20 protein-coding genes are annotated in these 22,655 nt (G+C 67.7%); 13 read left to right on the plus strand and 7 right to left on the minus strand.

The genetic code is table 11. From position 1 onward, the window contains the following. Positions 1-152: 152 nt before the first annotated feature. Genes ACJQWL_RS08010 through ACJQWL_RS08020 form a run of 3 tightly spaced genes read left to right on the plus strand, consistent with a single transcriptional unit; the run spans position 153 to position 4,891 of the window. Complete coding sequence (locus ACJQWL_RS08010; protein ID WP_330968110.1) at positions 153-3,833, plus strand: DUF6531 domain-containing protein; 3,681 nt, start codon at positions 153-155, stop codon at positions 3,831-3,833. A 30-nt stretch (positions 3,834-3,863) separates the two neighbouring features. Continuing rightward, on the plus strand, positions 3,864-4,490 hold the full coding sequence (locus ACJQWL_RS08015) for an RHS repeat-associated core domain-containing protein (protein ID WP_330968111.1): 627 nt from the start codon (positions 3,864-3,866) through the stop codon (positions 4,488-4,490). 11 nt (positions 4,491-4,501) lie between these two features. Further along, the gene (locus tag ACJQWL_RS08020; RefSeq protein WP_330968112.1) at positions 4,502-4,891 is read left to right on the plus strand and encodes a hypothetical protein; all 390 of its coding nucleotides are present in this window, start codon (positions 4,502-4,504) and stop codon (positions 4,889-4,891) included. Between the two features lie 556 nt (positions 4,892-5,447). On the opposite strand, the gene ACJQWL_RS08025 is transcribed toward ACJQWL_RS08020, so the two are convergent. The 3 genes from ACJQWL_RS08025 to ACJQWL_RS08035 form a co-directional block, all read right to left on the minus strand. Continuing rightward, positions 5,448-5,936 carry an NUDIX hydrolase gene (locus tag ACJQWL_RS08025; RefSeq protein ID WP_330968113.1) on the minus strand — a complete coding sequence of 163 codons (489 nt, stop codon included), beginning with the start codon at positions 5,934-5,936 and terminating at the stop codon, positions 5,448-5,450. Further along, complete coding sequence (gene bla / locus ACJQWL_RS08030) at positions 5,936-6,811, minus strand: subclass B3 metallo-beta-lactamase (RefSeq protein ID WP_330968114.1); 876 nt, start codon at positions 6,809-6,811, stop codon at positions 5,936-5,938. Before bla ends, ACJQWL_RS08025 begins: the two co-directional genes overlap by 1 nt. A 101-nt stretch (positions 6,812-6,912) precedes the next feature. Next, a complete protein-coding gene (locus ACJQWL_RS08035) occupies positions 6,913-7,323 on the minus strand; it encodes a hypothetical protein (protein ID WP_330968115.1) in 411 nt (136 codons plus the stop codon). 165 nt (positions 7,324-7,488) lie between these two features. Here ACJQWL_RS08035 and ACJQWL_RS08040 point away from each other — a divergent pair, with 165 nt between their 5' ends. Then, positions 7,489-7,992, plus strand: coding sequence for an acyl-CoA thioesterase (locus tag ACJQWL_RS08040; RefSeq protein ID WP_330968116.1), 504 nt, complete (start codon positions 7,489-7,491; stop codon positions 7,990-7,992). A 71-nt stretch (positions 7,993-8,063) separates the two neighbouring features. On the opposite strand, the gene ACJQWL_RS08045 is transcribed toward ACJQWL_RS08040, so the two are convergent. Beyond that, positions 8,064-8,744: a C40 family peptidase gene (locus ACJQWL_RS08045; RefSeq protein WP_411300821.1), complete on the minus strand. Its 681-nt coding sequence runs from the start codon at positions 8,742-8,744 to the stop codon at positions 8,064-8,066. A gap of 116 nt (positions 8,745-8,860) precedes the next feature. Then, the gene (locus ACJQWL_RS08050; RefSeq protein ID WP_411300847.1) at positions 8,861-9,469 is read right to left on the minus strand and encodes a C40 family peptidase; all 609 of its coding nucleotides are present in this window, start codon (positions 9,467-9,469) and stop codon (positions 8,861-8,863) included. Between the two features lie 119 nt (positions 9,470-9,588). On the opposite strand from ACJQWL_RS08050, the gene ACJQWL_RS08055 reads away from it, so the two are divergent. From ACJQWL_RS08055 to hutG, 5 genes are all read left to right on the plus strand, one after another. After that, on the plus strand, positions 9,589-10,068 hold the full coding sequence (locus tag ACJQWL_RS08055) for an FKBP-type peptidyl-prolyl cis-trans isomerase (RefSeq protein WP_330968117.1): 480 nt from the start codon (positions 9,589-9,591) through the stop codon (positions 10,066-10,068). 89 nt (positions 10,069-10,157) lie between these two features. Next, complete coding sequence (locus ACJQWL_RS08060; protein WP_330968118.1) at positions 10,158-11,420, plus strand: DUF418 domain-containing protein; 1,263 nt, start codon at positions 10,158-10,160, stop codon at positions 11,418-11,420. Between the two features lie 69 nt (positions 11,421-11,489). Next, positions 11,490-12,746, plus strand: coding sequence for an NAD(P)/FAD-dependent oxidoreductase (locus ACJQWL_RS08065; protein WP_330968119.1), 1,257 nt, complete (start codon positions 11,490-11,492; stop codon positions 12,744-12,746). A gap of 82 nt (positions 12,747-12,828) precedes the next feature. Then, complete coding sequence (gene gorA, locus ACJQWL_RS08070) at positions 12,829-14,169, plus strand: glutathione-disulfide reductase (protein ID WP_330968120.1); 1,341 nt, start codon at positions 12,829-12,831, stop codon at positions 14,167-14,169. A 45-nt stretch (positions 14,170-14,214) separates the two neighbouring features. Continuing rightward, the gene (hutG, locus tag ACJQWL_RS08075) at positions 14,215-14,997 is read left to right on the plus strand and encodes an N-formylglutamate deformylase (RefSeq protein ID WP_330968121.1); all 783 of its coding nucleotides are present in this window, start codon (positions 14,215-14,217) and stop codon (positions 14,995-14,997) included. Positions 14,998-15,213: 216 nt separating this feature from the next. Here the strand turns inward: hutG and ACJQWL_RS08080 are convergent, their stop codons facing one another. Both ACJQWL_RS08080 and parE read right to left on the minus strand, forming a co-directional pair. Next, positions 15,214-15,849, minus strand: coding sequence for a methyltransferase domain-containing protein (locus ACJQWL_RS08080; RefSeq protein ID WP_330968122.1), 636 nt, complete (start codon positions 15,847-15,849; stop codon positions 15,214-15,216). Beyond that, positions 15,849-17,783: a DNA topoisomerase IV subunit B gene (parE, locus tag ACJQWL_RS08085; RefSeq protein ID WP_330968123.1), complete on the minus strand. Its 1,935-nt coding sequence runs from the start codon at positions 17,781-17,783 to the stop codon at positions 15,849-15,851. The genes ACJQWL_RS08080 and parE overlap by 1 nt, the downstream gene beginning before the upstream one ends. 313 nt (positions 17,784-18,096) lie before the next feature. On the opposite strand from parE, the gene ACJQWL_RS08090 reads away from it, so the two are divergent. The 4 genes from ACJQWL_RS08090 (at position 18,097) to eno (ending at position 22,655) form a co-directional block, all read left to right on the plus strand. Continuing rightward, positions 18,097-18,438, plus strand: coding sequence for a hypothetical protein (locus ACJQWL_RS08090; RefSeq protein WP_330968124.1), 342 nt, complete (start codon positions 18,097-18,099; stop codon positions 18,436-18,438). A 163-nt stretch (positions 18,439-18,601) separates the two neighbouring features. Then, a complete protein-coding gene (gene pyrG, locus ACJQWL_RS08095; RefSeq protein ID WP_330968142.1) occupies positions 18,602-20,290 on the plus strand; it encodes a CTP synthase in 1,689 nt (562 codons plus the stop codon). A gap of 121 nt (positions 20,291-20,411) precedes the next feature. Next, entirely contained in the window at positions 20,412-21,245 is an 834-nt protein-coding gene (kdsA, locus tag ACJQWL_RS08100; protein ID WP_330968125.1) for a 3-deoxy-8-phosphooctulonate synthase, read from the plus strand. Between the two features lie 123 nt (positions 21,246-21,368). Further along, positions 21,369-22,655 carry a phosphopyruvate hydratase gene (gene eno / locus ACJQWL_RS08105; protein WP_330968126.1) on the plus strand — a complete coding sequence of 429 codons (1,287 nt, stop codon included), beginning with the start codon at positions 21,369-21,371 and terminating at the stop codon, positions 22,653-22,655.

Below are 22,655 nucleotides of genomic sequence, written 5' to 3' on the forward strand. Positions count from 1 at the left end.
TTAATTCCGGCGCCTCCGTTTCATGAAGGTGTAGCCCTAACCCGTAAAAGGTCTTGACAGCCCCGGATGTGCGATGGAGCATCCGGAAAAATTGCGCCGAAACGCTAGGGACGACGGCTGCCACGCACACGTGGCCTATTAGGGAGCCAAGGATGGATCGCAACACCCGTAATGGATGGAGCGTACGCGGGGCCGCGCTCAGCTGGCCACTTGTAACTGGAATTTTCCTTGCGGCTGCCATTGCGCCGGCCGGTCAATCGCGAGCAGAGGAGATCCATGACCTGGAACGCGTCCCGGTGCACGCCGACGGTGCAGGACTGGGCGGAAGCTCGGTATCCCTCAGTTTTTCGGGGGGCGGTGGCGCAACGACACTGGATCCGGTCATTGTTCGTGGTGTTCGTCCTAATGACAAGGATGACACCGTCCCGACGAGTTCAGTGCTGGTCGACGACGTTGATCCGGATCCCAACCGCAGTTGCAGGGGAAATCCGATCATCCCTGCGACCGGCAACAAGATTGAGCCCGAACTGGATTTCGCCAGCGCTGGCGAAATGGGCCTCAGCCTGCAGCGTGTCTACAACCACTACTGGCAGGGCGCTGGGCTCTTCGGCAAGCACTGGGTCAGCAACTTCGACTACAGGATTACGTTCGGCACGACAGCCATCGATAGTTGCTATCCGCGGCCGGGGGGTGGCAGCTGCGGCATCGCTGCAAATACCGTGATCTACGCTTGGCGCCCGGATGGCCGGACAATCAAGTTCGTCAGGAACGCGACCGATGGCGTGTTTTATGAAGCCAAGGCCAGCCCGATTGCCCGCATCGTGAAGCAGGCCGATGGCAGCTTCCTTCTCCACTCCGAGACCAACGGGACCGAGCGGTACTCGCCGGCAGGCTACGTCACGGACGTGAGCAATGCGCAGGGTGTCGGCTGGGCGTTCTCTTACAGCGGAACGTATCCAACGCGCGTTACCCACACCTCGGGTCGATATATCGAGTTCGTCTGGAGCAGCGGACGCCTGACTTCGGTGCGTGATCCCGCCGGCAACTACTACGGCTATGCCTACCACGCCAACCAGTTCGGCGCTGGACTGCACCGCTTGGCATCGATGTCCATGCCCGGCTCGCCGGCAACGACGATCACCTACCACTACGAAATTTCCACCCGCCCCGGCGCACTGACCGGCAAGTCGGTGAACGGTGCCCGCTATTCGAAGTTCACCTACGACAGCAGGGGCTACGCCACCAGCACCGAGCACAATGGGGTCAGCAAGTACTCCTTCAGCTACACGCCCGGCTCGAACGGCCTTCTCACCGTCGTTGAAACCAATCCCCTCGGCAAGAAGACCACGTACACATTCCAGGGCGGGAAACCACGCACCGTCACGGGCCACCCCAGCACGTACTGCCCCGGGTCCACCTATGCGGAGACGGTTTACGACTCCTACGGGTATCCGCGCCTGAAGTCGGACTTCAATGGCAACGATACCTTGTACACGTACAACGCCAAGGGGCAGTTGCTGGAGCGGGTCGAGGCGTATGGCACGCCGTCGCCGCGCACCACCCAGTTCACCTGGGACAGTAGCAATCGTGTCATGACGGAAACCGTCGTTGGACTCTGGCGCAAGACGTTCGACTATGACGCCCTCAATCGACTCAGCCGCATCCGGCTGACCAATCTCTCCGCCCATGGAGTACCGAACCAGACCCGCTCGACGTGGCTGAGCTACAACTACCACGCCCCTATCAGCGGCAATATGGGGTCGGTCGGCATGCTGGCCAGCGTCAGCGTGGACGGTCCGCTTCCGGGCACCGGCGACAACTCGGTAGTCCGCTATGACGCAATGGGAAATCTCTCGTCCGTCTGGAGCGGGGACGGAACGGACCTGACTTACAGCCTCCACAACGCACTTGGGCGACCGGGCCGGGTTACCAATGCCAACGGCGCCCGGATCGATTACACCCGGGATGCCCGGGGGCGCCTGACCCGGGTTCGCACCTACCTCGGCGGGGCCGCCCAGGACACGAACTACGCCTACGACGGGGATGGCCGACTGGTCAAAGTCACCACACCGGACGGGGTGGCGACGGACCTCGCTTATTTCGCCAACGATCGCGACCTGCTCTACAGCGTTTCCATTGACTCCAACGGCCTCCTCGCGGGCGGCGGCACACAGGAGCAGCGCCGTTTCGGCTACTCACTGAAGGGCGACCCGACACTTGTCACCGACTATGCGGTCGAGACCTACACCGTATTGCGCTTTCGCTGTCTGCAGCCGGTCGGTGCGCCGCCCAGCGATTGCAACGAGCCCGACTATTACCCCGAGCAAGTGACTGGCCCGGTACAAAAACGCTCGGACAGTACGCTGTACGACGAACTCGGCCAAGTGCGCGCGCGCGTAGGCAACAACGGACAGAACGTTCGTTATGTTTACGACCACAACGGAAACGTCACAGCCGTCACCGATTCCCTCAGTCGGGTTACGAGCTTCAGCCACGACGCACTGGGCCGGCTGGTCAAGTCCGTTGGTCCGCTCAATGCCGTCTCCGAGTTCAGTTACGACATGGGTGATCGTCTTACTCGCGTCAAGGACGCGCGCGGCGTAGTCACCAGCTACGTATACGACGGTTTTGGACAGCTCTGGGCCCAGTACAGCCAGGACACGGGTACTACGCGGTTCGAGTACGACGCCGGAGGCCGGTTGACACGGCAAACCCGGAATGACGGTACCGCCACCACCTATGCCTACGACAGTCGGGACCGCCTGGTGTCCAGGCTGGCCGGCGGGCAGGAGCACCGGTTCACTTACGACTCGTGCACCAATGGAATGGGGCGCCTGTGCGGCGTGTGGGACCCAAAAGGGCAGCTTGATTACAGCTACTCCCCGGAAGGTCTGCTGCTGGCACAAACGCAGCGCATCGGCTCCAGCGGCATTGCCTTTGGCCAGGCCTATGCCTATGACGGCATGGGGCGAATGACGGGGATCAATTATCCGGGCGGCGTCAGCGTCGGGTATGGCTATTCCTACGGCCGCGTCAAGGCGATGACCGTGACCATCAACGGCAGCACGCGAAACGTGCTGACGGGCATCCAGTACCAGCCCTTCGGGCCAGCCGCCAACTGGACGTACGGCAACGGAATGACCCGCCTGATGCCCCGGGACATGGACGGTCGGCTGACCGGCATTCTCAGCAAGAATGGCAGCACTTCCGTCCAGAACCTGGGCTTCACCTACAACGCCAACAACGCGGTGACGAAGCTGACCAATGGCGCCAGCAGCGCGCTCACCCAGGGCTTCAGCTACGACGCCGCGAGTCGGCTTACGGGTGTGACAGCCAGCAACGCCAACCAGGCCTTTGCCTGGGACAAAACCGGCAACCGCACCAGCCACACCTGGGGCGGGGCGACAGACACCTACAACACCTCCGCGACCAGCAACCGGTTGCTCTCTCTCAGCGGTCCGCGGCCCAAGAGCTTCACCCTCAGCGCCAACGGCAACGTGACCGCTGGCGCCGGCGCCAGCTACACCTACGACGCCCACAACCGGCTGGTGCAGGCGGTCAAGGGCGGGGTGACGACCAGCTACTGGGTCAACGCCCTGGGCCAGCGCACCTACAAGACTCCGGCAGCACCGGGTACGGCGACCGGCTTCGTGTACGGACCCAGCGGGTTGCTGGACGTGGAGTACAACTGGAGCGGCAGCGGCTGGAAGCACTACCTGCGGCTGGGCGGGGAGCTGGTGGGTCTGGTCCGCGGCGGGCAGCTGTACTACGTGCACGGGGACCAACTGGGCCGACCGGAACTGGTGACCAACGCCAGCAAGGCGGCGGTGTGACGGGCCAGCAACTACGCCTTCGACCGGAAGGTGACGCTGGACCAGATCGGCGGACTCAACCTGGGCTTCCCGGGCCAATACTTCGATGCGGAGACCGGCAATTGGCAGAACGGGTTCCGGGACTACGATGCAAGCATCGGGCGGTACCTGCAGTCGGATCCGATCGGGTTGGCGGGGGGGTTGAACACCTATGCCTATGTCCGAGGGAATCCGGTTAATTACACGGATTCGTTAGGACTGATGACTGACTGTGAAGCCACGGCATATTTGAATGCGGGCATAAATGCCACCCTTCCAGGCGCGGCCATATCGTTCGCAGCAGATATGGCAGGCGTTGGATTAGTGATAGATGACGGGAAGATGGACGTAGAGTTCGGTCAGCACAACACAGGAACTGGCATTTCAGTCATTGGGCACCTTGTGGGGCAGTTGGGTGTTGCGCGTTACGACAACTATATTGAGAATCAACGAGCGCGAGTGGGCGAGTCTGGAATTTCAGATAGCCTCAGACGCGGGAGGATCAACCGGCTCAATGCCGCCACTTCAGGGGCGGCGACAACTCGGATTGTTTCGAAAGCTCTGGGTCCGATAGGTGCTCTTGCACAGTTGAGGCTTGACTTGGCCGCTTGCAAAGAGGCGTGCGGTGGTAAGCAATGAGAAGGCGTCAAATGTTTTCTTTTCTGTATGTGGCCGCCTTCCTTGGGTGCTGCTGGATATTTGTTGCAGTGGCAACTCAAGCCGCGGGCTCCGAAGAAGCCCGTGGCTTGCCGCTAACGGCGCTATTTGTGCTGCTCTTGGCTGATTCCTTTGCGCGACATTTGTTTGCGCGTCGGCGAGCTTGGATAATTTCAGCCAAGGCTGCAGTATTGGCCACTACTTTATGTGCGTTTCTGTCAGTCATTGCAATATTGGCTGCGACTGAAAGCTTATTTGACTTTGATTTTATTCGACGATCAGGAGCTTCCCTTATAGCCGCGTGGTGCTTTATTTTTAAAGCGGCGGCTGAACTTTTAACGTCGCGACTCACAGGTATTGAAACTGATAATGGGCTGGGATGATTTGGGATGTGCAGGGCCCGCAGGATGGGTTGATCGCAGCTATACCCATCGCCCGCGAATAGCGAAGTCCCGCCCTTGCGGGCGGAGTTTTTTTGCTTAGCTCGGCGTTCCGCATTTCGCGGGTGCCGCTCCGCTCAGCTCTATCGTGCTGGAGCAGTTGGGCTGACTATCCGCTTGACCTCCACGCCCTTGGCGTTGGCGCGTACGGTTAGGAAGCTGTGGATCTTGCTGTCACATAATTCGGCAATTCGAGCCCAGCGCCGGGATGAAGGACTTGCCGCGTTGCTGTTGGCGAACTCGCATTTGGGCTCATGGCGTTGGCTCCGGGAGCGCGCGGGATGGTCGGCCCGACGGAGACCTGGATGCGACGGCGCGTCATGGGCGCTAATGACCTCCTGGGCAACGCTTGCCGCCGGTCAAGCCCCATCCGGCTGACTCGTTCTTTCGCCGTTGCGGGATGCGCGCACGCGCTGTACCAAGAACTGGTTTCTTCTTTGCCCACGGCCGGTAGGAGGCCTTGAGCGCAGAGCTGCCCATTACTCCTGACGCACGAGTCCTAGGCGCGCGAGTACCGCCAGCTCACCATGCGCCCGTCGCGGTAGGGCATCACGCCGTGGAACGGGCGCGGGTCGTCGTCGAACACCATCGGCAGGAAGTGGCGGTCGCCCTCCCACATGGGGAGGCTGTCGAGCCGGTCGAGCGGCACCCATTCCAGCGTGCCCTCGGGGTTGCGCTCGAACGGCGTGCCGGAATAGTGCGTCACCACGAAGATGAAACCCAGCCAGTCCTCGCCGTGCTTGCCGAAGCCCGGCCAGCTGACGGTGCCGCGCAGCACCAGCGCATCACAGTCGATGCCGGCCTCTTCAAGGATCTCGCGGCGCATGCCGGCGAGCACGTCCTCGTCGGGTTCGATCTTGCCGCCCAGGCCGTTGTACTTGCCCAGCTGGTGGTCGTCCGGGCGCGCGTTGCGGTGGACCATCAGCACCTGCCTGCGATCGGGCGACAGCACGAATCCCAGGGTCGCGACGATCGGGGTGTAAGGCATCAGTCGCGCGCCCGCCGCTGCGTTTCCAGGGCGGTGTCGAACGCCGCTTCGGCCTTGTCGGCATAGGCTGCGCAGGTCATCGGGTCGGGGTTCGGGTTCGCCGCATCGGCCGGCGTCCAGCCAACGCCGCCGGGGTGGGGCGCGATCAGGACGTCGCAGGGCAGGGCGCGCACCCGTGCGAATCCGCGGCGGTAGTCCTCCACGATCCGCGGATGGCGCGGGTTGTCGACCAGCCGGTAGTCCGGCGCGCTGAGGCTGTCGACGTAGGCGATCGAGACCGGCGTGCCATCGCGGCTGTCCGTCCATGTCCAGCTGAGCGAGCCCGGCGTGTGCGCGGGGGTGAAATGCGCGGTGAAGGAGACGCCCCCCAGTTCGACCGTTTCCCCGTCCTGCACCAGCCGGTCGGCCAGGACCGGGGGGAACAGGATTGCGTCGCCATAGTGGATGTCGTCGCTGCCGCCGCGGGCGAGCAGGGCGGCGGACTCGGCGTTGCTGACCAAGGTGGCGCCCGTCGCACGCCGCAGCGCCGCCAGCGGGCCGGCGTGGTCGGCGTGGGCGTGGCTGTGCAGGATCAGCGTGACGTCGGCCGGGGCGATGCCCAGCGCTTGCAAATTGGCCAGCAGCATCGGCGCGGCCTGCGGCATTCCGCCATCGATCACCACCGCGCCGGCGCGGGTCCGCACCACCAGGGCCGACAGCCCCTCGGTGCCGATATACCAGGTGCGCTCGGCGATCTGGAACGGCTGGACCGGACGGCGCCAGCTGTCGGGCACCTCGTACGCCCGGGTTTGCGGGAGCACGGGCTGCGCGCCCAGCGGGAGGGGAAGCAGCAGCGCAAGCAGCGCATGCAACGGTAGGCGGCGGGCGTCGGGCATCGTGAGGGTCGCAGGGGTCTCGCGCATCCGGTGCGCGCGGGCAACAAGGGTGCCATCTGCAGCGCGGCCTGCCCAGCCGCGCGGCGTGCGGTGGCAGTGCTTCAGGCCGCCGGTGCCTGGCGGCGGGTGGCCAGTCGCGCGCCCAGCCAGGCCATCGGCAGCGGCAGCAGCAGGCCGCCGACGAGCATCCACGCGGGGTGCGGGATCATCGCGTAGTTGAGGATCACGCCCAGCAGGACCATCGCCCCGACGACCATCGCCGCGGTGCTTGGATGCGCCCGTGCGATGCGCGCCGCGACCCAGCCGCCCGACAGGGCCGCCACGGCATAACCGGCGAGCACGCAGGCCATCGCCACCGGCGGTGCGGCATTGATGAAAGCGGCCAGTGCCGCCGGGTCGGCCAGGTCGGTGCCCGGCGGCGGTGGATGCAGCGCCGCGCTGAGCATCTGCGAGAGCACGATGGCCAGCCAGGCGATGACGACGCCGGCCAGCACGCCGACGGTGGACCTCATTCCCTGCCGCATGCCGCGCCCCCGGTGGTGTCGAAGGCGCAGGATCGCCGTTGCCAGTTGACCCTGCAACCACGCCCGCCCACCCACAATGCCCGCCTGAACCCCCGCTGGAGCCAGCATGCCCGCCAACCCGTCCCGCCTGTCCATGCACCCAGAGCCCGCCGCATGAGCGGTGAGCAGCGCGAGCTCGTGCTTCGCTTCCTTGCCGAGCCCACCGACGTCAACTACGGTGGCAAGGTCCACGGCGGCGTGGTGATGAAGTGGATCGACCAGGCCGGTTATGCCGCGGCGGTCGGCTGGAGTGGGCGCTACAGCGTGACCGTGGCGGTCGGCGGCATCCGCTTCGTAGCGCCCATCCGCACCAGCGACCTGGTCACGGTCCGCACCAAGCTGGTCTATACCGGCACCAGCAGCATGCACTTCTCGGTCGACGTGACCGCGCGCGATCCCGGCCTCGAGGGCAGCGAGTCCACCCACGAGCGGCTGTGCACGCACTGCGTGATCGTCTTCGTGGCGCTGGACGGGGTGGAGGGCTCGCCCACCGCGGTCCCGGCGTGGACACCACAGACCGAAGAGGACCGGCGCCTGGCGACCTACGCCACCAAGGTCATGGAGCTGAGCAAGGGCATCGAGCAGACCATCAAGCGTTATCGCGAGGCAGGTGCCTGAGGCATCGCCGCGCCCTGCAACGAAAAAGGCACCCCGCGGGGTGCCTCTTGCTTACAGCCGGTGGCCGGGGATCAGATGCCCTCGACCCGGCGCGCGGACATGAACTTGCCGCTCCAGTAGCCGGTGTCCATGCGCGACACCATGACGTCCTTGCCGGTCCGGGGGGCGTGCACGAACTGGCCGCCACCGACGTAGATGCCGACATGGTCGACGGTGCCGCGCTTGCCGAAGAACACCAGGTCGCCCTCGGCGAGCGCGCTGCGGTCATCGATCAGGCGCCCGCGCTTGGCCATTTCGCGCGAGACGCGCGGCAACTCGATGCCCAGCGTGTTGCGGAACACGTAGCCGACCAGGCCGCTGCAGTCGAAACCGCTGTCGGGCGAGGTGCCGCCCCAGCGGTAGGGGGTGCCGATCAGCGCCATGGCGCTCTGCAGCAGGTTCTTGATCTTGCCGTCACCGGAGCCGGTTGCGGCCCTGGGGCCGACCATGCGGTTGAGGTCGGTAGCCAGGACCAGAGCGCGATCCGACAGGGTCATCGAGTCGGCCATCACGCTGCGGCCGAGGCCCGCGGCGTTGCCGGCGTCGGCGGACATGCCACCGGTGGAGGGCAGTTCCTGCGCCGCCACGGGCAGTGCGAACAGGCACAGCAGCACGGGCAGGATGGAGCGGCGGAAGGTCCGGCCCGGACGGGTCGGGGCGGTGGCGGCAGTGCGGCCGGGGCCGAAGGATCGGCGGGTCGTTAAAGTCGTCACGCATTACTCACGGTTTCATCACGCGGCGATCATGCCCTTGAAAGGGCAGCCGAAGGTGTAGATTCCGTTAACTTCTTGTTAACCAGGCCCGATGCGCGTCACGGTTTGGCCTATTTTCAGCGCAGGATGCGTTTGGCGCCGCTGTAGTTGTCCCGCCAGTAGTGGCCGTCCAGGTGGTCCAGCCGGACGGTTCCACCGGAACTCGGGGCATGCACGAAGCGCCCCTCGCCGACGTAGATGCCCACGTGGGTAACGCTGCCACCGCTGCCGAAGAACACCAGGTCCGCCGTGGCCAGCTGGCGTGGCGGGACTTTGGGCCCCTGGTAGTCGGCCAGTGCGCGCGAGGTGCGGGGAAGGCGGACGTCCAGCATGTCACTGAAGACGTAATTGACCAGCCCGCTGCAGTCGAAGCCGCCGTCGGGGGTGTTGCCGCCGTAGCGGTAGGGCGTGCCGACCAGGCTGATCGCCCGCATCAGCACGGCGTTCGCCGAGGCGGGGTCGGCCGGGGTGACCGCAGGCCAATCGCGCGTTGCCGCGGCGGGGGCCGGGCGCAGCGTGTCGCGCTTGCCGCCACAACCGCCCAGCAGCACCAGCACGGCCAGGGCCGTTGCCAGCGGTCGCAGGCCGGACGTGTCCAGGGCCGGTCGCGGACGATGCGCGGCCAACGCCGGTGGCGTGGCGGGGGCCTTGCCCGGATAATGTTCGGTCTTGTCCACGGCCGACAGCTTGGCGGCTGGCCGTCGTCGCGACAAGCCTCACGCCCCCTCGCCGCGCGCGGCATGCGCCCTGGGCGCCGGGAGCTTCCTTACACGCCGGCCGCGAAGGCCGACCACCGGGTGTGCCGATGAAGATCGAGAAAGACCGCGTCGTACGTTTCCACTACACCGTCTCCGAACAGGGCCAGGCGCCGCTGGAGTCATCCAACGACGGTGAGCCGCTGGCGATCCTGGTGGGCCACGGCAACATCATCCCGGGGCTGGAGTCGGCGATGGACGGCCGCGAAGCCGGCGAGACCTTCGAGGTCGATGTCGCCGCGGCCGAGGCCTACGGCGAGCGCCGCGACGGCATGGTCCAGCGCGTCCCCAAGAAGCACTTCAAGGGCGCCAAGCTGCAGCCCGGCATGCAGGCGGTGCTGCCGACCAACTTCGGCCCGCGTGCGGTGACCATCGAGAAGGTGGGCATGAGCGTGGTCGACGTCGACCTCAACCACCCGATGGCGGGCAAGGACCTGCACTTCAAGGTGGAGATCGTCGAGGTGCGAGAGGCCAGCGCCGAGGAAATCGAGCACAAGCACGTGCACGGCGAGGGCGGCCACCAGCACTGACGCCGGCGGTGGGGCGGGCGGCGCCGCGCTTCACGCGGGGCGTCGCGGCGTGCATCATCGGGCCTTTCCTGGCGGGGAGGCCCGGAACGATGACCACCACCACCGTGCTCACGCCCGTTGCGGCGGGCGAGCGGATCGAGGCCATGGACGTGCTGCGCGGGTTCGCCCTGCTCGGCATCCTGCTGATGAACATCGAGGCCTTCGTCGGCCCGCTGTTCGCGGCCATCACCGGCCTGGACCCCTCGCTGCGCGGCGCCGACCGCGCCGCCGATTCGCTGATCTACATCTTCGTGCAGGGCAAGTTCTACACCCTGTTCTCGCTGCTGTTCGGGATGGGCTTCGCGGTGATGATCGCCCGCGCCCACGCCGCGGACCGCGCCTTCGTCCCGTTCTACCTCCGGCGCACGCTGGCGTTGCTGGGGTTCGGCCTGGTGCACGCGCTGCTGGTGTGGTCGGGCGACATCCTGACGGTGTACGCGCTGATCGCGCTGGTGCTGTTGCTGTTCCGCAACACGCCGCAGTCGCGGCTGCCCAAGTGGGGCATCGCGCTTTACCTGGTGCCCGTTGCCTTGATGCTCGCCTTCGGCCTGCTCTCGACCGTGGCGCAGGGGGATCCGCAGGCGGCCGCGGCGATGAACGCCTCGCTCGCCGAACAGGGGCGGATCATGGACGAAGCGCTGCAGGGACAGCGGCAGGCGTATGGCTCCGGCAGCTACGCCGAGGCGGTCGCGCAGCGCGCCGAGGACCTCATGCTGTTCCTGGGCCACGTCGGCACGGCGATGGGCTGGCAGATCCTGGGCCTGTTCCTGCTCGGGGCATGGTTCGTGCGCAGCGGCGCGATCGCGCGTCCGGACGGGTTCCCGCGCCTGTATGCGTGGATGCGCTGGGTGGCGCTGCCGGCCGGGCTGGCCATGGCGCTGGCCTCGTTCTGGCTGATGCCGACCATGGACTACGCACGCATGGACATGGCCGCGGGTGGCGCGATCGCGCTGTCCATGGTCGGCAGCCTGCTGATGTGCCTGGGGTATGCGGCATGGCTGGTACGCGGGCTGCAGTCGCCGCGATGGGCCGGCTCGCTGGGGTGGCTGGCGCCCGCGGGGCGGATGGCGCTGACCAACTACCTGACCCAATCGGTCGTGTGCACCCTGCTCTTCTACGGCTACGGGCTCGGCTATTTCGAGCAGTTGTCGCGTGCCTGGCAGGTGCCGTTCGTGCTGGCGCTGTTCGCGCTGCAGGTGGTGGCCAGCCGGGCATGGCTGTCGCGTTTCCGTTACGGCCCGGCCGAGTGGGTGTGGCGCGCGCTCACCTACGGGCAATTGCCGGCGATGCGCGCGGTGGCGCCGGCGCACTGACGCCCCGCGACACGCAGCGTCGCGGCCTCCACGCCGGGACGGGTGGGCGCAGGGCCGTAGACTTCACGCATGGAGCAACGCGAAGACGTGGTGGTGGTCGGTGCAGGCGTGATCGGGCTGTCGTGCGCGCTGGCGCTGCTGGAGGCCGGGCGCGGCGTGCGGGTGGTCGACGCCGGGCGCGTGGGCGGCGGCAGTTCGCACGGCAACTGCGGCACCATCACCCCCAGCCATGCGCCGCCGCTGGCCGCGCCGGGGGTCGTGCTGCGGGCACTGCGCTGGATGCTGACCCCCGATGCCCCGCTGTACGTCCCGCCGCGCCTGGACCCGATGCTGTGGCGGTGGCTGTGGCGGTTCGCCGGCCGCTGCAATGCCGGTGACTGGCGCGCCTCGGCGCTGGCCAAGGCGGCGTTGCTGCAGGACTCGCGCGTGCGCCTGGGCGACTGGATCGGGCGGCACGGAATGGACTGCGGCTTCGTCGAGTCCGGCGAGGACTACGTGTTCCGCGATGGCCGGGCGTTCGAACACGGCCAGCGGGAACTCGGCCTGCTGCGCGAACTGGGGATCGCGGTGGAGGTGGTCGACGGCGCCGCCTACGAGTCGCTGGAGCCGGCAATGAAGCCCGGCGTGGCCGGCGCGATCCGGTTTTCGGGCGACGCGATGCTGCGGCCCGACCGCTATGTCGCCGAGCTGGCGCGGGTGGTGCGTGCCCGCGGCGGGCGCATCGACGAGGACCGTCCGCTGCACCGGGTCGATGCCTGCGCCGCCGGCCTGCGGCTGGACACCGGTGCCGGCGAGTTGCTGGCACGCGACGCGGTGGTGGCAGCCGGTGCCTGGTCGCCGCGACTGGCGACCGCCATCGGCGTGCCGGCGCTGTTGCAGGCGATGCAGCCGGGCAAGGGCTACTCGATCACCTACTCGCGCCCGGCGCGGGTCCCGCGGCGCCCGATGGTGCTGCGCGAACGCGCGGTGTGCGTCACCGCGTGGCCGGACGGCTTCAGGCTGGGCAGCACGATGGAGTTCTCCGGCTTCGACGCCAAACTCAATGCGCGCCGGCTGGCCGCCCTCGAGCGTGGCGCGGCCGAATACCTGCACGAGCCGGTCGGCGCGCAGGTGCGCGAACGCTGGTGCGGCTGGCGGCCGATGAGCTGCGACGACATCCCCATCATCGGCGCGGTACCGGGACGCCGGGGCCTGTGGCTTGCGACCGGGCACGGCATGATGGGCATGGGGATGAGCGCCGGCACCGGGCAACTGCTCGCCGACCTGGTCTCGGGCACTGCGCCCGGAATCGACCCCGCGCCGTACCGCGTGGAGCGGCTGGCCTGAGCAGACGGCCGCGCGTTGACGCAGCGCGGTCCAGACTGCGGGATTCATGACGCGGTGCCACGTGCATCCAGGGAGGACAGACATGGCGGACAATTTTGACCTGATCGTGGTGGGCGGGGGTTCGGGCGGCTTGGCCGGCGCGTTCCGTGCCGCCGAACATGGCGCCCGCGTCGCGCTGCTGGAGCCGGCGCAACTGGGTGGCACCTGCGTCAATGCCGGCTGCGTGCCCAAGAAGGCGATGTGGCTGGCGGCCGAGGTGGCGCGCCGGTTGCGCCTCGCCGGCGACCTGGGGTTCGCCACCGAGACCTGCGCGCTGGACTGGCCCGAATTCATCACCCACCGGCAGCGCTACATCAACAACATCCATGAGAGCTACCGGCGGCGCCTGGACGCGGCGGGAATCGCCGTGCTGCCCGTGCGCGCCCGCCTGACCGGGCCCGACAGCGTGGAGTGCGACGACGGCGTGCGCCTGACCGCGTCCCGGCTTCTGCTGGCCACCGGCGGGCATGCGTTCAAGCCCCCGCTACCGGGCGCGGAACTGGGCGACACGTCCGACGACTTCTTCCATTGGACCGCGCCCCCGCCGGAAGTCGCCATCGTCGGCGGCGGGTACGTGGCCGTCGAGCTGGCCGGCGTGCTGCAGGCGCTGGGCAGCCGGGTGTCGATGTTCGTCCGTGGCCCGCGGCTGCTGGAGTCGTTCGATCCGGAGCTGTGCGAGCGCCTGGCCGAGGACTACCGCCATGCCGGCGTGCGCATCCAGTTTGACTGCGGGGTTGAAGCGGTCGAAGCGGCAGGCGGCCCGCTGCGGGTGCGTGCCGGCGGGGCCGACCGCGGCGCGTTCGACAGCGTCCTGTTCGCGACCGGGCGCAGGCCCAACACGGCCGGCCTCGGGCTGGACGCGGCTGGCGTCGAACTGGATGCGCGCGGCCGCATCCGCATCGATGCCGGCCATGCCACGACCGCCCCCGGCGTTTACGCGGTTGGCGACGTGACCCCCGACCCGGCCCTGACGCCGGTGGCGATTGCCGCCGCGCGGCGGTTGATGGACCGGCTGTACGCAGGCGCCACGGCAACGCTGGACCTCTCGCAGGTGCCGACCGTGGTGTTCACCCACCCGCCGCTGGGTAAGGTCGGCCTGACCGAGGCCGAGGCCCGCCAGGTCCACGCGGAGGTGCACGTCTGCCGGAGCGGGTTCCGCCCCATGCTCGAGGCGTTGGCCGATTCCGAGCAGCGCAGCCTGTTCAAGCTGGTCTGCGTCGGCAGCGAACGGCGGGTAGTCGGCCTGCACCTGCTGGGCGATTCCGCCGACGAGATCCTGCAGGGGTTCGCGGTGGCAATGAAGCGGGGCGTCACCCTCGAAGACTTCCACGACACCGTCGCGATCCACCCCACCAGCGCCGAGGAAGTCGTGCTGATGCGTTGATCGCGTCCGCTCCTGCAAGCACGGCACCTGCGCGACAATCGACCCATGGACACCTTCACCCTGCACCGCGGTACGGCGCCGCTGCTCGTGAGCCTGCCGCACGATGGCAGCGCCATCCCCGACGAGCTGGCAGCACGCATGACGCAAGGGGCGCGCCGGGCGCCGGACACGGACTGGCACGTGTCACGGTTGTACGACTTCGCCCGCGCGCTGGGGGCATCGGTGCTGGTGCCCCGGTACTCGCGCTACGTGGTCGACCTCAACCGGCCGCAGGACGACACCTCGCTGTACCCGGGCCAGAACACCACCGGGCTGTGCCCGACGGTGCGCTTCACCGGCGAGGCGCTGTACCTGGAAGGGCAGGGGCCAACCACCGATGAGGTCGGCCGGCGCATCGAAACCTACTGGCGGCCGTACCACGAGGCGCTGCGTGGCGAACTCGACCGGCTGCAGGGGCTGCACGGCCGCGTCGTGCTGTGGGAAGGCCACTCGATCCGCGGCAGCGGGCTGCCGTTCCTGTTCGAAGGGCGATTGCCGGACCTCAACCTGGGCACCGCGGCCGGCACCAGTTGCACGCCGGCCCTGCAACAACGGCTGGAGACCGTGCTCGCCTCCCAGGACCGCTACGACTGGGTCGCCAACGGCCGCTTCAAGGGCGGCCACATCACCCGGCACTACGGCCAGCCCGGGCGCGGCATCGACGCCGTGCAGCTGGAGATCAGCCAACGCACCTACATGGACGAGGATTCGTTCGAGTTCGACGAGTCGAAAGCGGCGCACCTGCGCGCCGTCCTGCGCGACCTGCTCACGGCGGCGATGCGTCGGTAGAGCGGGGCCGGCTGCACGCATCACGCCCCGCGGAAGGGGCGGGGACGTGCGGGAGACCCCAGCGCATTGGGACCCGTGCGTTGCCGGGGCGACGCACGTCGCGATTGCACCGGTCCAGGCCGGAAAAGGGCCGCGACTGACGCCGCTCCTACAGCGCGGGCGGAGCTGGGGTTGCGGCTGAAGCCGCCTGCAGGCCCGGAGGACGCCGGCGCACGGCTACGGCTTGCGCGCTTCCAGCTCCCACAACAGGTAGCCGGGCGATGCATGGGAACGCTTGCCGCGCAACCAGCGCGACCAGCGTCGAAGCCGCCGGGAGAACCGCTTGAGCGATCCGTGGTTCTCCGCCGCCCCCGGGCGCGCGCTGTAGGCCTCGGCGCGCTCGACCCAGGCCACGCGCACCACGTCGAAGCGCCCTTCGAAGCCGTACATGCGTCCCTTGGGCGCATCGCCGCAGAAGTACTCGTGGCTGCGGTCGGTGATGAAATTGACGTGGGTCGGGTCGACGAACGCCTCCGGGTGCGGATACGCGGGGGTCAGGGCATAGAGCCGGCCGCCGGGTGCAAGCACGCGCCAGATTTCCTGCATCAGCCGTACGAACGGGAAGATCGTCCCGCCGCCCGTGGCGTCCGGAAAAATCCGCGGCACGTGTTCGATGAAGTCGTACGCAGACACCGAGCCGAAGCTGTCGTCCTCGAACGGGATCGGTCCGGTGACCAGGTTGGCCAGGCGCAGTTCGAAACCCTGCGCCGTGGGGGGGCGGCGGATGTCGATGCCGCACAGCTCCTTGCGCGAGTAGGGATTGCGCGGCGCATCGCCGCAGCCCAGGTCCAGGTGGCGGTCGGGCAGTGCCATCAGACCTCCAGCGTCGCCAGGTCGCCCTTGTTCTCCAGCCATGCCTTGCGGTCGGAGGCGCGCTTCTTGGCCAGCAGCATGTCCATCAGCGAGCGAGTCTGGTCCTGGTCGTCCACGGTCAGCTGGACCAGCCGCCGGGTATCGGGGTGGACGGTCGACTCGCGGAGCTGGGAGGGGTTCATTTCGCCCAGGCCCTTGAAGCGGGTGACGTTGACCGCGCCCCCGCCTTTACCTGAAGCGGCGCCCTTCTTCTTCTGTGCCTTCTCGCGCTCGATTTTCTCAAGCACGATCCGTTTCTCCTCCTCGTCGAGCGCGTACATCACCTGCTTGCCCACGTCGATCCGGAACAGTGGCGGCATGGCCACGAAGACGTGCCCGGCATCGACCAGCGCCGGGAAGTGGCGCAGGAACAATGCCGTCAGCAGGGTGGCGATGTGCAGGCCGTCACTGTCGGCGTCGGCCAGGATGATCACCTTGCCGTAGCGCAGGCCGGAGATGTCGTCCTTGCCCGGGTCGCAGCCGATCGCCACCGCCAGGTCGTGGACTTCCTGCGAGGCCAGCACGCTGCCGGAGGCCACCTCCCAGGTGTTGAGGATCTTGCCGCGCAGCGGGAGGATCGCCTGGAAGTCCTTGTCGCGCGCCTGCTTGGCGCTGCCGCCGGCCGAGTCACCTTCCACCAGGAACAGCTCGGTGCGCGAGAGGTCCTGGCTGGTGCAGTCGGCCAGCTTGCCGGGCAGGGCGGGGCCCTGGGTCACCTTCTTGCGGGTGATCTGCTTCTCGGTCTTCAGGCGCGCCGATGCGCGCTCGATCGCCAGCTGCGCGATCTTCCCGCCCAGCTCAACGTGCTGGTTGAGCCACAGGCTGAAGGCGTCGTGCGCCGCGCCCTCGACGAAACCGGCGGCCTGTCGCGAGCTCAGGCGCTCCTTGGTCTGGCCCGAGAACTGCGGGTCGGTCATCTTGATGCTGAGCACGAACGCGACCCGGTCCCAGACATCCTCGGGCGCCAGTTTCACCCCGCGCGGCAGCAGGCTGCGGAAGTCGCAGAACTCACGCAGCGCATCGGTGAAGCCGGTACGCAGGCCGTTGACATGGGTGCCGTGCTGGGCGGTCGGGATCAGGTTGACGTAGCTCTCCTGCACCAGCTCGCCATCCGGCGCCCATGCCACCGCCCAGTCGACCGTCTCGGTGTCCTTGTCGAGGTTGCCGACGAACAGTTCCGGGGGCAGCAGTTCACGGTTGGGGGCGTCGCCGTAGAGCTCGCCGCGCAGGTAGTCGGCCAGCCCGTCCTCGTAGTGCCACTTCACCGTCTCGCCGCTGGCGGCGTCGGTGAGGGTGACGGTCAGGCCCGGGCACAGCACGGCCTTGGCACGCAGCAGGTGCTTGAGCGCGCGAAGGTTGAACCGGGGCGTGTCGAAGTATTTCGGGTCGGGCCAGAACTGCACGCGGGTGCCGGTGTTCTTCTTCCCTACCGACCCGACGACTTCCAACGGGGTCGCGCGGTCGCCGTCGCGGAAGCTCATGCGGTACTCGTTGCCGTCACGCTTGATGCGCACCTCGACCAGGGTCGACAGCGCATTCACCACGCTGACGCCGACCCCGTGCAGCCCGCCGGAGAAGGTGTAGTTCCGGTTGTTGAACTTTCCGCCCGCATGCAGACGCGTGAGGATCAGCTCGACGCCCGGGATGCCTTCCTCGGGGTGGATGTCCACCGGCATGCCGCGGCCGTCGTCGCTGACTTCGCAGCTGCCGTCGGCGTGGAGGGTGACCTCGATGCTGCTCGCGTGCCCGGCCAGCGCCTCGTCCACCGCGTTGTCGACCACCTCCTGTGCCAGGTGGTTGGGGCGGGTGGTGTCGGTATACATGCCGGGCCGGCGCTTGACCGGGTCCAGCCCGGAAAGCACCTCGATGTCGGCGGCGTTGTAGCGGTTGTTCATTCGATGGAGGCGCAGCGAGGCAGGCGGCCGGCGAGGATGGGGCGGGTGGCAGGGACGGTCAAGGCAGCGGGCGGAGAGGGAATCGTCCTGACGGGCCGGCGTGTAACCGGTTACCCCGTGCGCGGCGACCTAAGTGCTTGATCGTTAAAGCTTCGTTTGTTCAGCTTGTAGACGGTTGCGGCTGGCTAGGGTCGGCGCGCCGCTGGAAAGCGGCCATTGACGATGCAGCCGCGCGCATCCCCCTGAACCTTCGCGCGCCGGTTGTCCACCCCTGTTCCGAACGTGTCACTTGAGTATCCGGAGGATCCACCGAATGAACATCCGCAAGCTGCTGCTCCCGACCTTCGCTGCCGCCCTTCTGGCCGCCCCCGCCGCGTTCGCACAGGACGTGTCGGCCGAGGTCGAGGTCGAGGCTGCCGCCGCCGAACAGGTCGCCGCCGAGGCTGGCCAGGCGGCCGACCAGGCCGAAGTACAGGCCGAGCAGGCCGTTGCCGCCGCCACCGCTGCCACCGCTGCCACCGGCGCCGTCGATGCGGCCGCCGATGCCGATGCCTCGGCCGACGCCGCGGCCACCGCCGAGCTCGATGCCCAGGCGGCTTCCGGGGACGCGGAGGGCGAGCTCGAAGAGGAAGAGGAGGGCGACGGCGCGCTGTAATCCCCTCGCGGTCCGCACTGGCGGGCGCTCCGGTCTCCGGGGCGCCCGTTTTCATTGCGGGGACGGTGTCCGGCGCGTGCGGGGACCGTCGCGCGGCGGTCCCCGGGCTCGCCGCGGCCCCCGCCAGCCGGTAAACTACCGCTTTCCGGAAGCGCGCTTCCCCATGACCCCCCCCCGTCCCAACACCCCGCTCGTCTTCGTCACCGGCGGCGTGGTCTCTTCGCTTGGCAAGGGCATCGCCGCGGCATCGCTGGCGGCCGTCCTCGAAGCGCGCGGCCTGCGCGTGACGATGATGAAGCTCGACCCCTACATCAACGTCGACCCGGGCACCATGAGCCCGTTCCAGCACGGCGAGGTGTACGTCACCGACGACGGCGCCGAAACCGACCTGGACCTGGGGCATTACGAGCGTTACGTACGGACCCGGCTCAGCCGGAAGAACTCCGTCACCACCGGCCGCATCTACGAGAACGTGATCCGCAAGGAGCGCCGCGGTGACTACCTTGGCGGCACCGTGCAGGTGATCCCGCACATCACCGACGAGATCAAGCGCTGCATCTCCGAGGCCACCGAGGGTTTCGACGTCGGCCTGGTCGAGATCGGCGGCACGGTCGGCGACATCGAGTCGCTGCCGTTCCTGGAAGCCATCCGCCAGATCCGCACCGAGCGCGGCCCGGACAAGGCGCTGTTCATGCACCTCACCCTGGTGCCGTGGATCGCCGCGGCCGGTGAGCTCAAGACCAAGCCGACCCAGCACTCGGTCAAGGAGCTGCGCTCGATCGGCATCCAGCCCGACATCCTGCTGTGCCGTTCAGAGCAGCCGCTGCCCGACAGCGAGCGCCGCAAGATCGCGCTGTTCACCAATGTGTCCGAGCGCGCGGTGGTGTCGGCGGTCGACCTGGACAACATCTACCGGATGCCCGGCAATTTCCATGCGCAGGGGCTGGACGAGCTGATCATCGAGCGCCTGCGGCTGCCCGCTGGCGAGGCCGACCTCGGCGAATGGGATGCGGTGCTGGATGCCAGCGAGAACCCGGTGGACGAAGTCACCATCGGCGTGGTCGGCAAGTACGTCGACCACCAGGACGCCTACAAGTCGGTGGGTGAGGCGCTCAAGCACGGCGGCCTGCGCCAGCGCACCCGGGTGAAGCTCAAGTGGCTCGAGTCCAGTGACGTCGAGCGCGAGGGCGCCAAGGCGCTCGAGGGCGTCGACGGCATCCTGGTGCCCGGCGGCTTCGGCGACCGTGGCTTCGAGGGCAAGGTGTTGACCGCCCGCCACGCGCGCGAGCAGGCGATTCCCTACTTCGGCATCTGTTACGGCATGCAGGCCGCGGTGGTGGATTACGCGCGCCACGTGGCGGGGCTGGCCGGTGCCAACAGCACCGAGAACGACAAGGCCTGCCCGCATCCGGTCATCGGCCTGATCACCGAGTGGCGCACCGCCGCCGGTGAGGTCGAGCGCCGCAGCGAGGACGGCGACCTGGGCGGCACCATGCGCCTGGGGCTACAGGACCAGCGGCTCAAGCCCGGCACGCTGGCGCGCGAGCTGTACGGCCAGGACGTGGTCGGCGAGCGCCACCGGCACCGGTATGAGTTCAACAACCGCTACCGCAGCCAGCTGGAGGACGCGGGCCTGGTGATCAGCGCCAAGTCCATGGACGACCTGCTGGTGGAGATGGTCGAGCTGCCGCGCGACGTGCACCCGTGGTTCCTGGCCTGCCAGGCGCATCCCGAGTTCCTTTCGACCCCGCGCGAAGGCCACCCGCTGTTCGTCGGCTTCATCCGCGCCGCGCGCGAGTACAAGGCGAACGAGGGCCAGGCGGGTGGGTTGTTGAAGGAAGCCAAGGCGTGACACGGGCACCACTGTGCGTTTCGGGTGGGAGCCGCGTCCGCCCGGAACCGGCACCGGCTCGCGCGGTCCGTCATCCGATCGCGGCTGAAGCCGTTCCTACAACGCTGCGGGGAGTAGCCCGATGAACCTGTGCGGATTCGAGATCGGCCTCGACAAGCCGTTCTTCCTCATTGCCGGCCCCTGCGTAATCGAGTCGATGCAGCTCCAGCTCGACACCGCCGGGCAGCTCAGGGAAATCACCGCCGCGCTCGGCATCCCTTTCATCTTCAAGTCCAGTTTCGACAAGGCCAACCGCACTTCGGTGTCGGGCTTCCGCGGCCCGGGCATGGAGGAGGGGCTGAAGATACTGGGCGAGGTCAAACGCCAACTGGGCGTACCGGTACTGACCGACGTGCACGAGTACACCCTGATGGACGAGGTCGCCTCGGTCGTGGACGTGCTGCAGACCCCGGCCTTCCTGTGCCGGCAGACCGACTTCATCCAGAAGGTGGCCAGCGCCGGCAAGCCGGTCAACGTCAAGAAGGGCCAGTTCCTTTCGCCGTGGGAAATGAAGCACGTCGCCGACAAGGCGCTGGCCACCGGCAACCGCGACATCATGGTGTGCGAGCGCGGCGCCAGCTTCGGCTACAACAACCTGGTCAGTGACATGCGCAGCCTCGCGGTGATGCGCGACACCGGCTGCCCGGTGGTGTTCGACGCGACGCATTCGGTGCAGCTGCCCGGCGGGGCCGGCGGCAAGTCTGGCGGGCAACGCGAGTTCGTGCCGGTGCTCTCGCGGGCGGCCATGGCCGTTGGCATCAGCGGCATCTTCATGGAGACCCATCCCGACCCCGACAAGGCGCTCTCGGATGGCCCCAACGCCTGGCCGCTGCCGAAGATGCGCGCCCTGCTGGAGACGCTGATGGCCATCGACGAGGTCACCAAGCGCAACGGATTCCTCGAGGCCGAGGCCTGATCTTCTGCCCCGGAGGCACGCCTACAGGCACGGACCACGCGCCCTGGATGTGCGTGCCCTGACCGCTTTGATGCGTGACACCGGTGGCTGAATCGCTTTTCCAATCAATTACGACCGAGCCCTATGACGACCATCGCCAAGATCCACGCCCGCGAGATCCTCGACAGCCGCGGTAACCCCACGCTCGAAGCCGAGGTCACGCTGGCCGACGGCAGCTTCGGCCGCGCCATGGTGCCGTCCGGCGCCTCCACCGGCACCAAGGAAGCGGTCGAGCTGCGCGACGGCGACAAGACCCGCTACCTGGGCAAGGGTGTGCGCCAGGCGGTCGAGAACGTCAACGGCGCGATCGCCAAGGCGCTTGCCGGCTTCGACGGCGCTAACCAGGCCGGGCTGGACCGCCGCCTCATCGACCTGGACGGCACCGAGAACAAGGGCCGCCTGGGCGCGAACGCGCTGCTGGGCGTGTCGATGGCCAACGCCCACGCGGTGGCGGCATCGAAGAAGCAGCCGTTGTGGCAGCACCTGGCAGGGGGTCGCGAGGTGTCGCTGCCGGTGCCGATGATGAACATCATCAACGGCGGCGCGCATGCCGACAACAACGTCGACATGCAGGAGTTCATGGTGCTGCCGGTCGGCATGGACAGCTTCTCCGAGGCCCTGCGTGCCGGTACCGAGGTCTTCCATGCGCTCAAGTCGGTTCTCAAGGGCCGCGGACTTGGCACCTCCGTGGGCGACGAGGGCGGCTTCGCGCCGGACCTGCGCAGCAACGAGGAAGCCCTTGAAACCATCCTGGAAGCGATCGGCAAGGCGGGCTACCGGGCCGGCGAAGACATCCTGCTCGGGCTGGACGTGGCCTCCAGCGAGTTCTTCGACAACGGCAAGTACCACCTGACCGGGGAGGGCAAGCGCCTGACCTCCGAGCAGCTGGTCGAGTTCCTCGCCGGTTGGGCCGCGCAGTACCCGATCATCACCATCGAAGACGGCATGGACGAGGGCGACTGGGACGGCTGGAAACTGCTGACGCAGAAGATCGGCGACAAGGTCCAGCTGGTGGGCGATGACCTGTTCGTGACCAACCCGCGCATCTTCAAGGACGGCATCGACCGCGCCGTGGCCAACGCCATCCTGATCAAGGTCAACCAGATCGGCACGTTGACGGAAACCCTGGAGGCCATTGCCATGGCCGATGCCGCCGGCTACGCGGCCGTAGTTTCCCACCGCTCGGGCGAGACCGAGGACACGACGATCGCCGACATCGCGGTGGCGACCACCGCCACCCAGATCAAGACCGGATCGCTGTCGCGCAGCGACCGTGTCGCCAAGTACAACCAGCTCCTGCGCATCGAACAACAGCTGGGCAGCGCGGCACGTTATGCCGGCCGCGACGCGTTCGTCAGCCTGAAGCGCTGA

The sequence above is a fragment of the Novilysobacter viscosus genome, from assembly GCF_046600715.1.
Classification (GTDB): Bacteria; Pseudomonadota; Gammaproteobacteria; order Xanthomonadales; family Xanthomonadaceae; genus Lysobacter_C; species Lysobacter_C viscosus.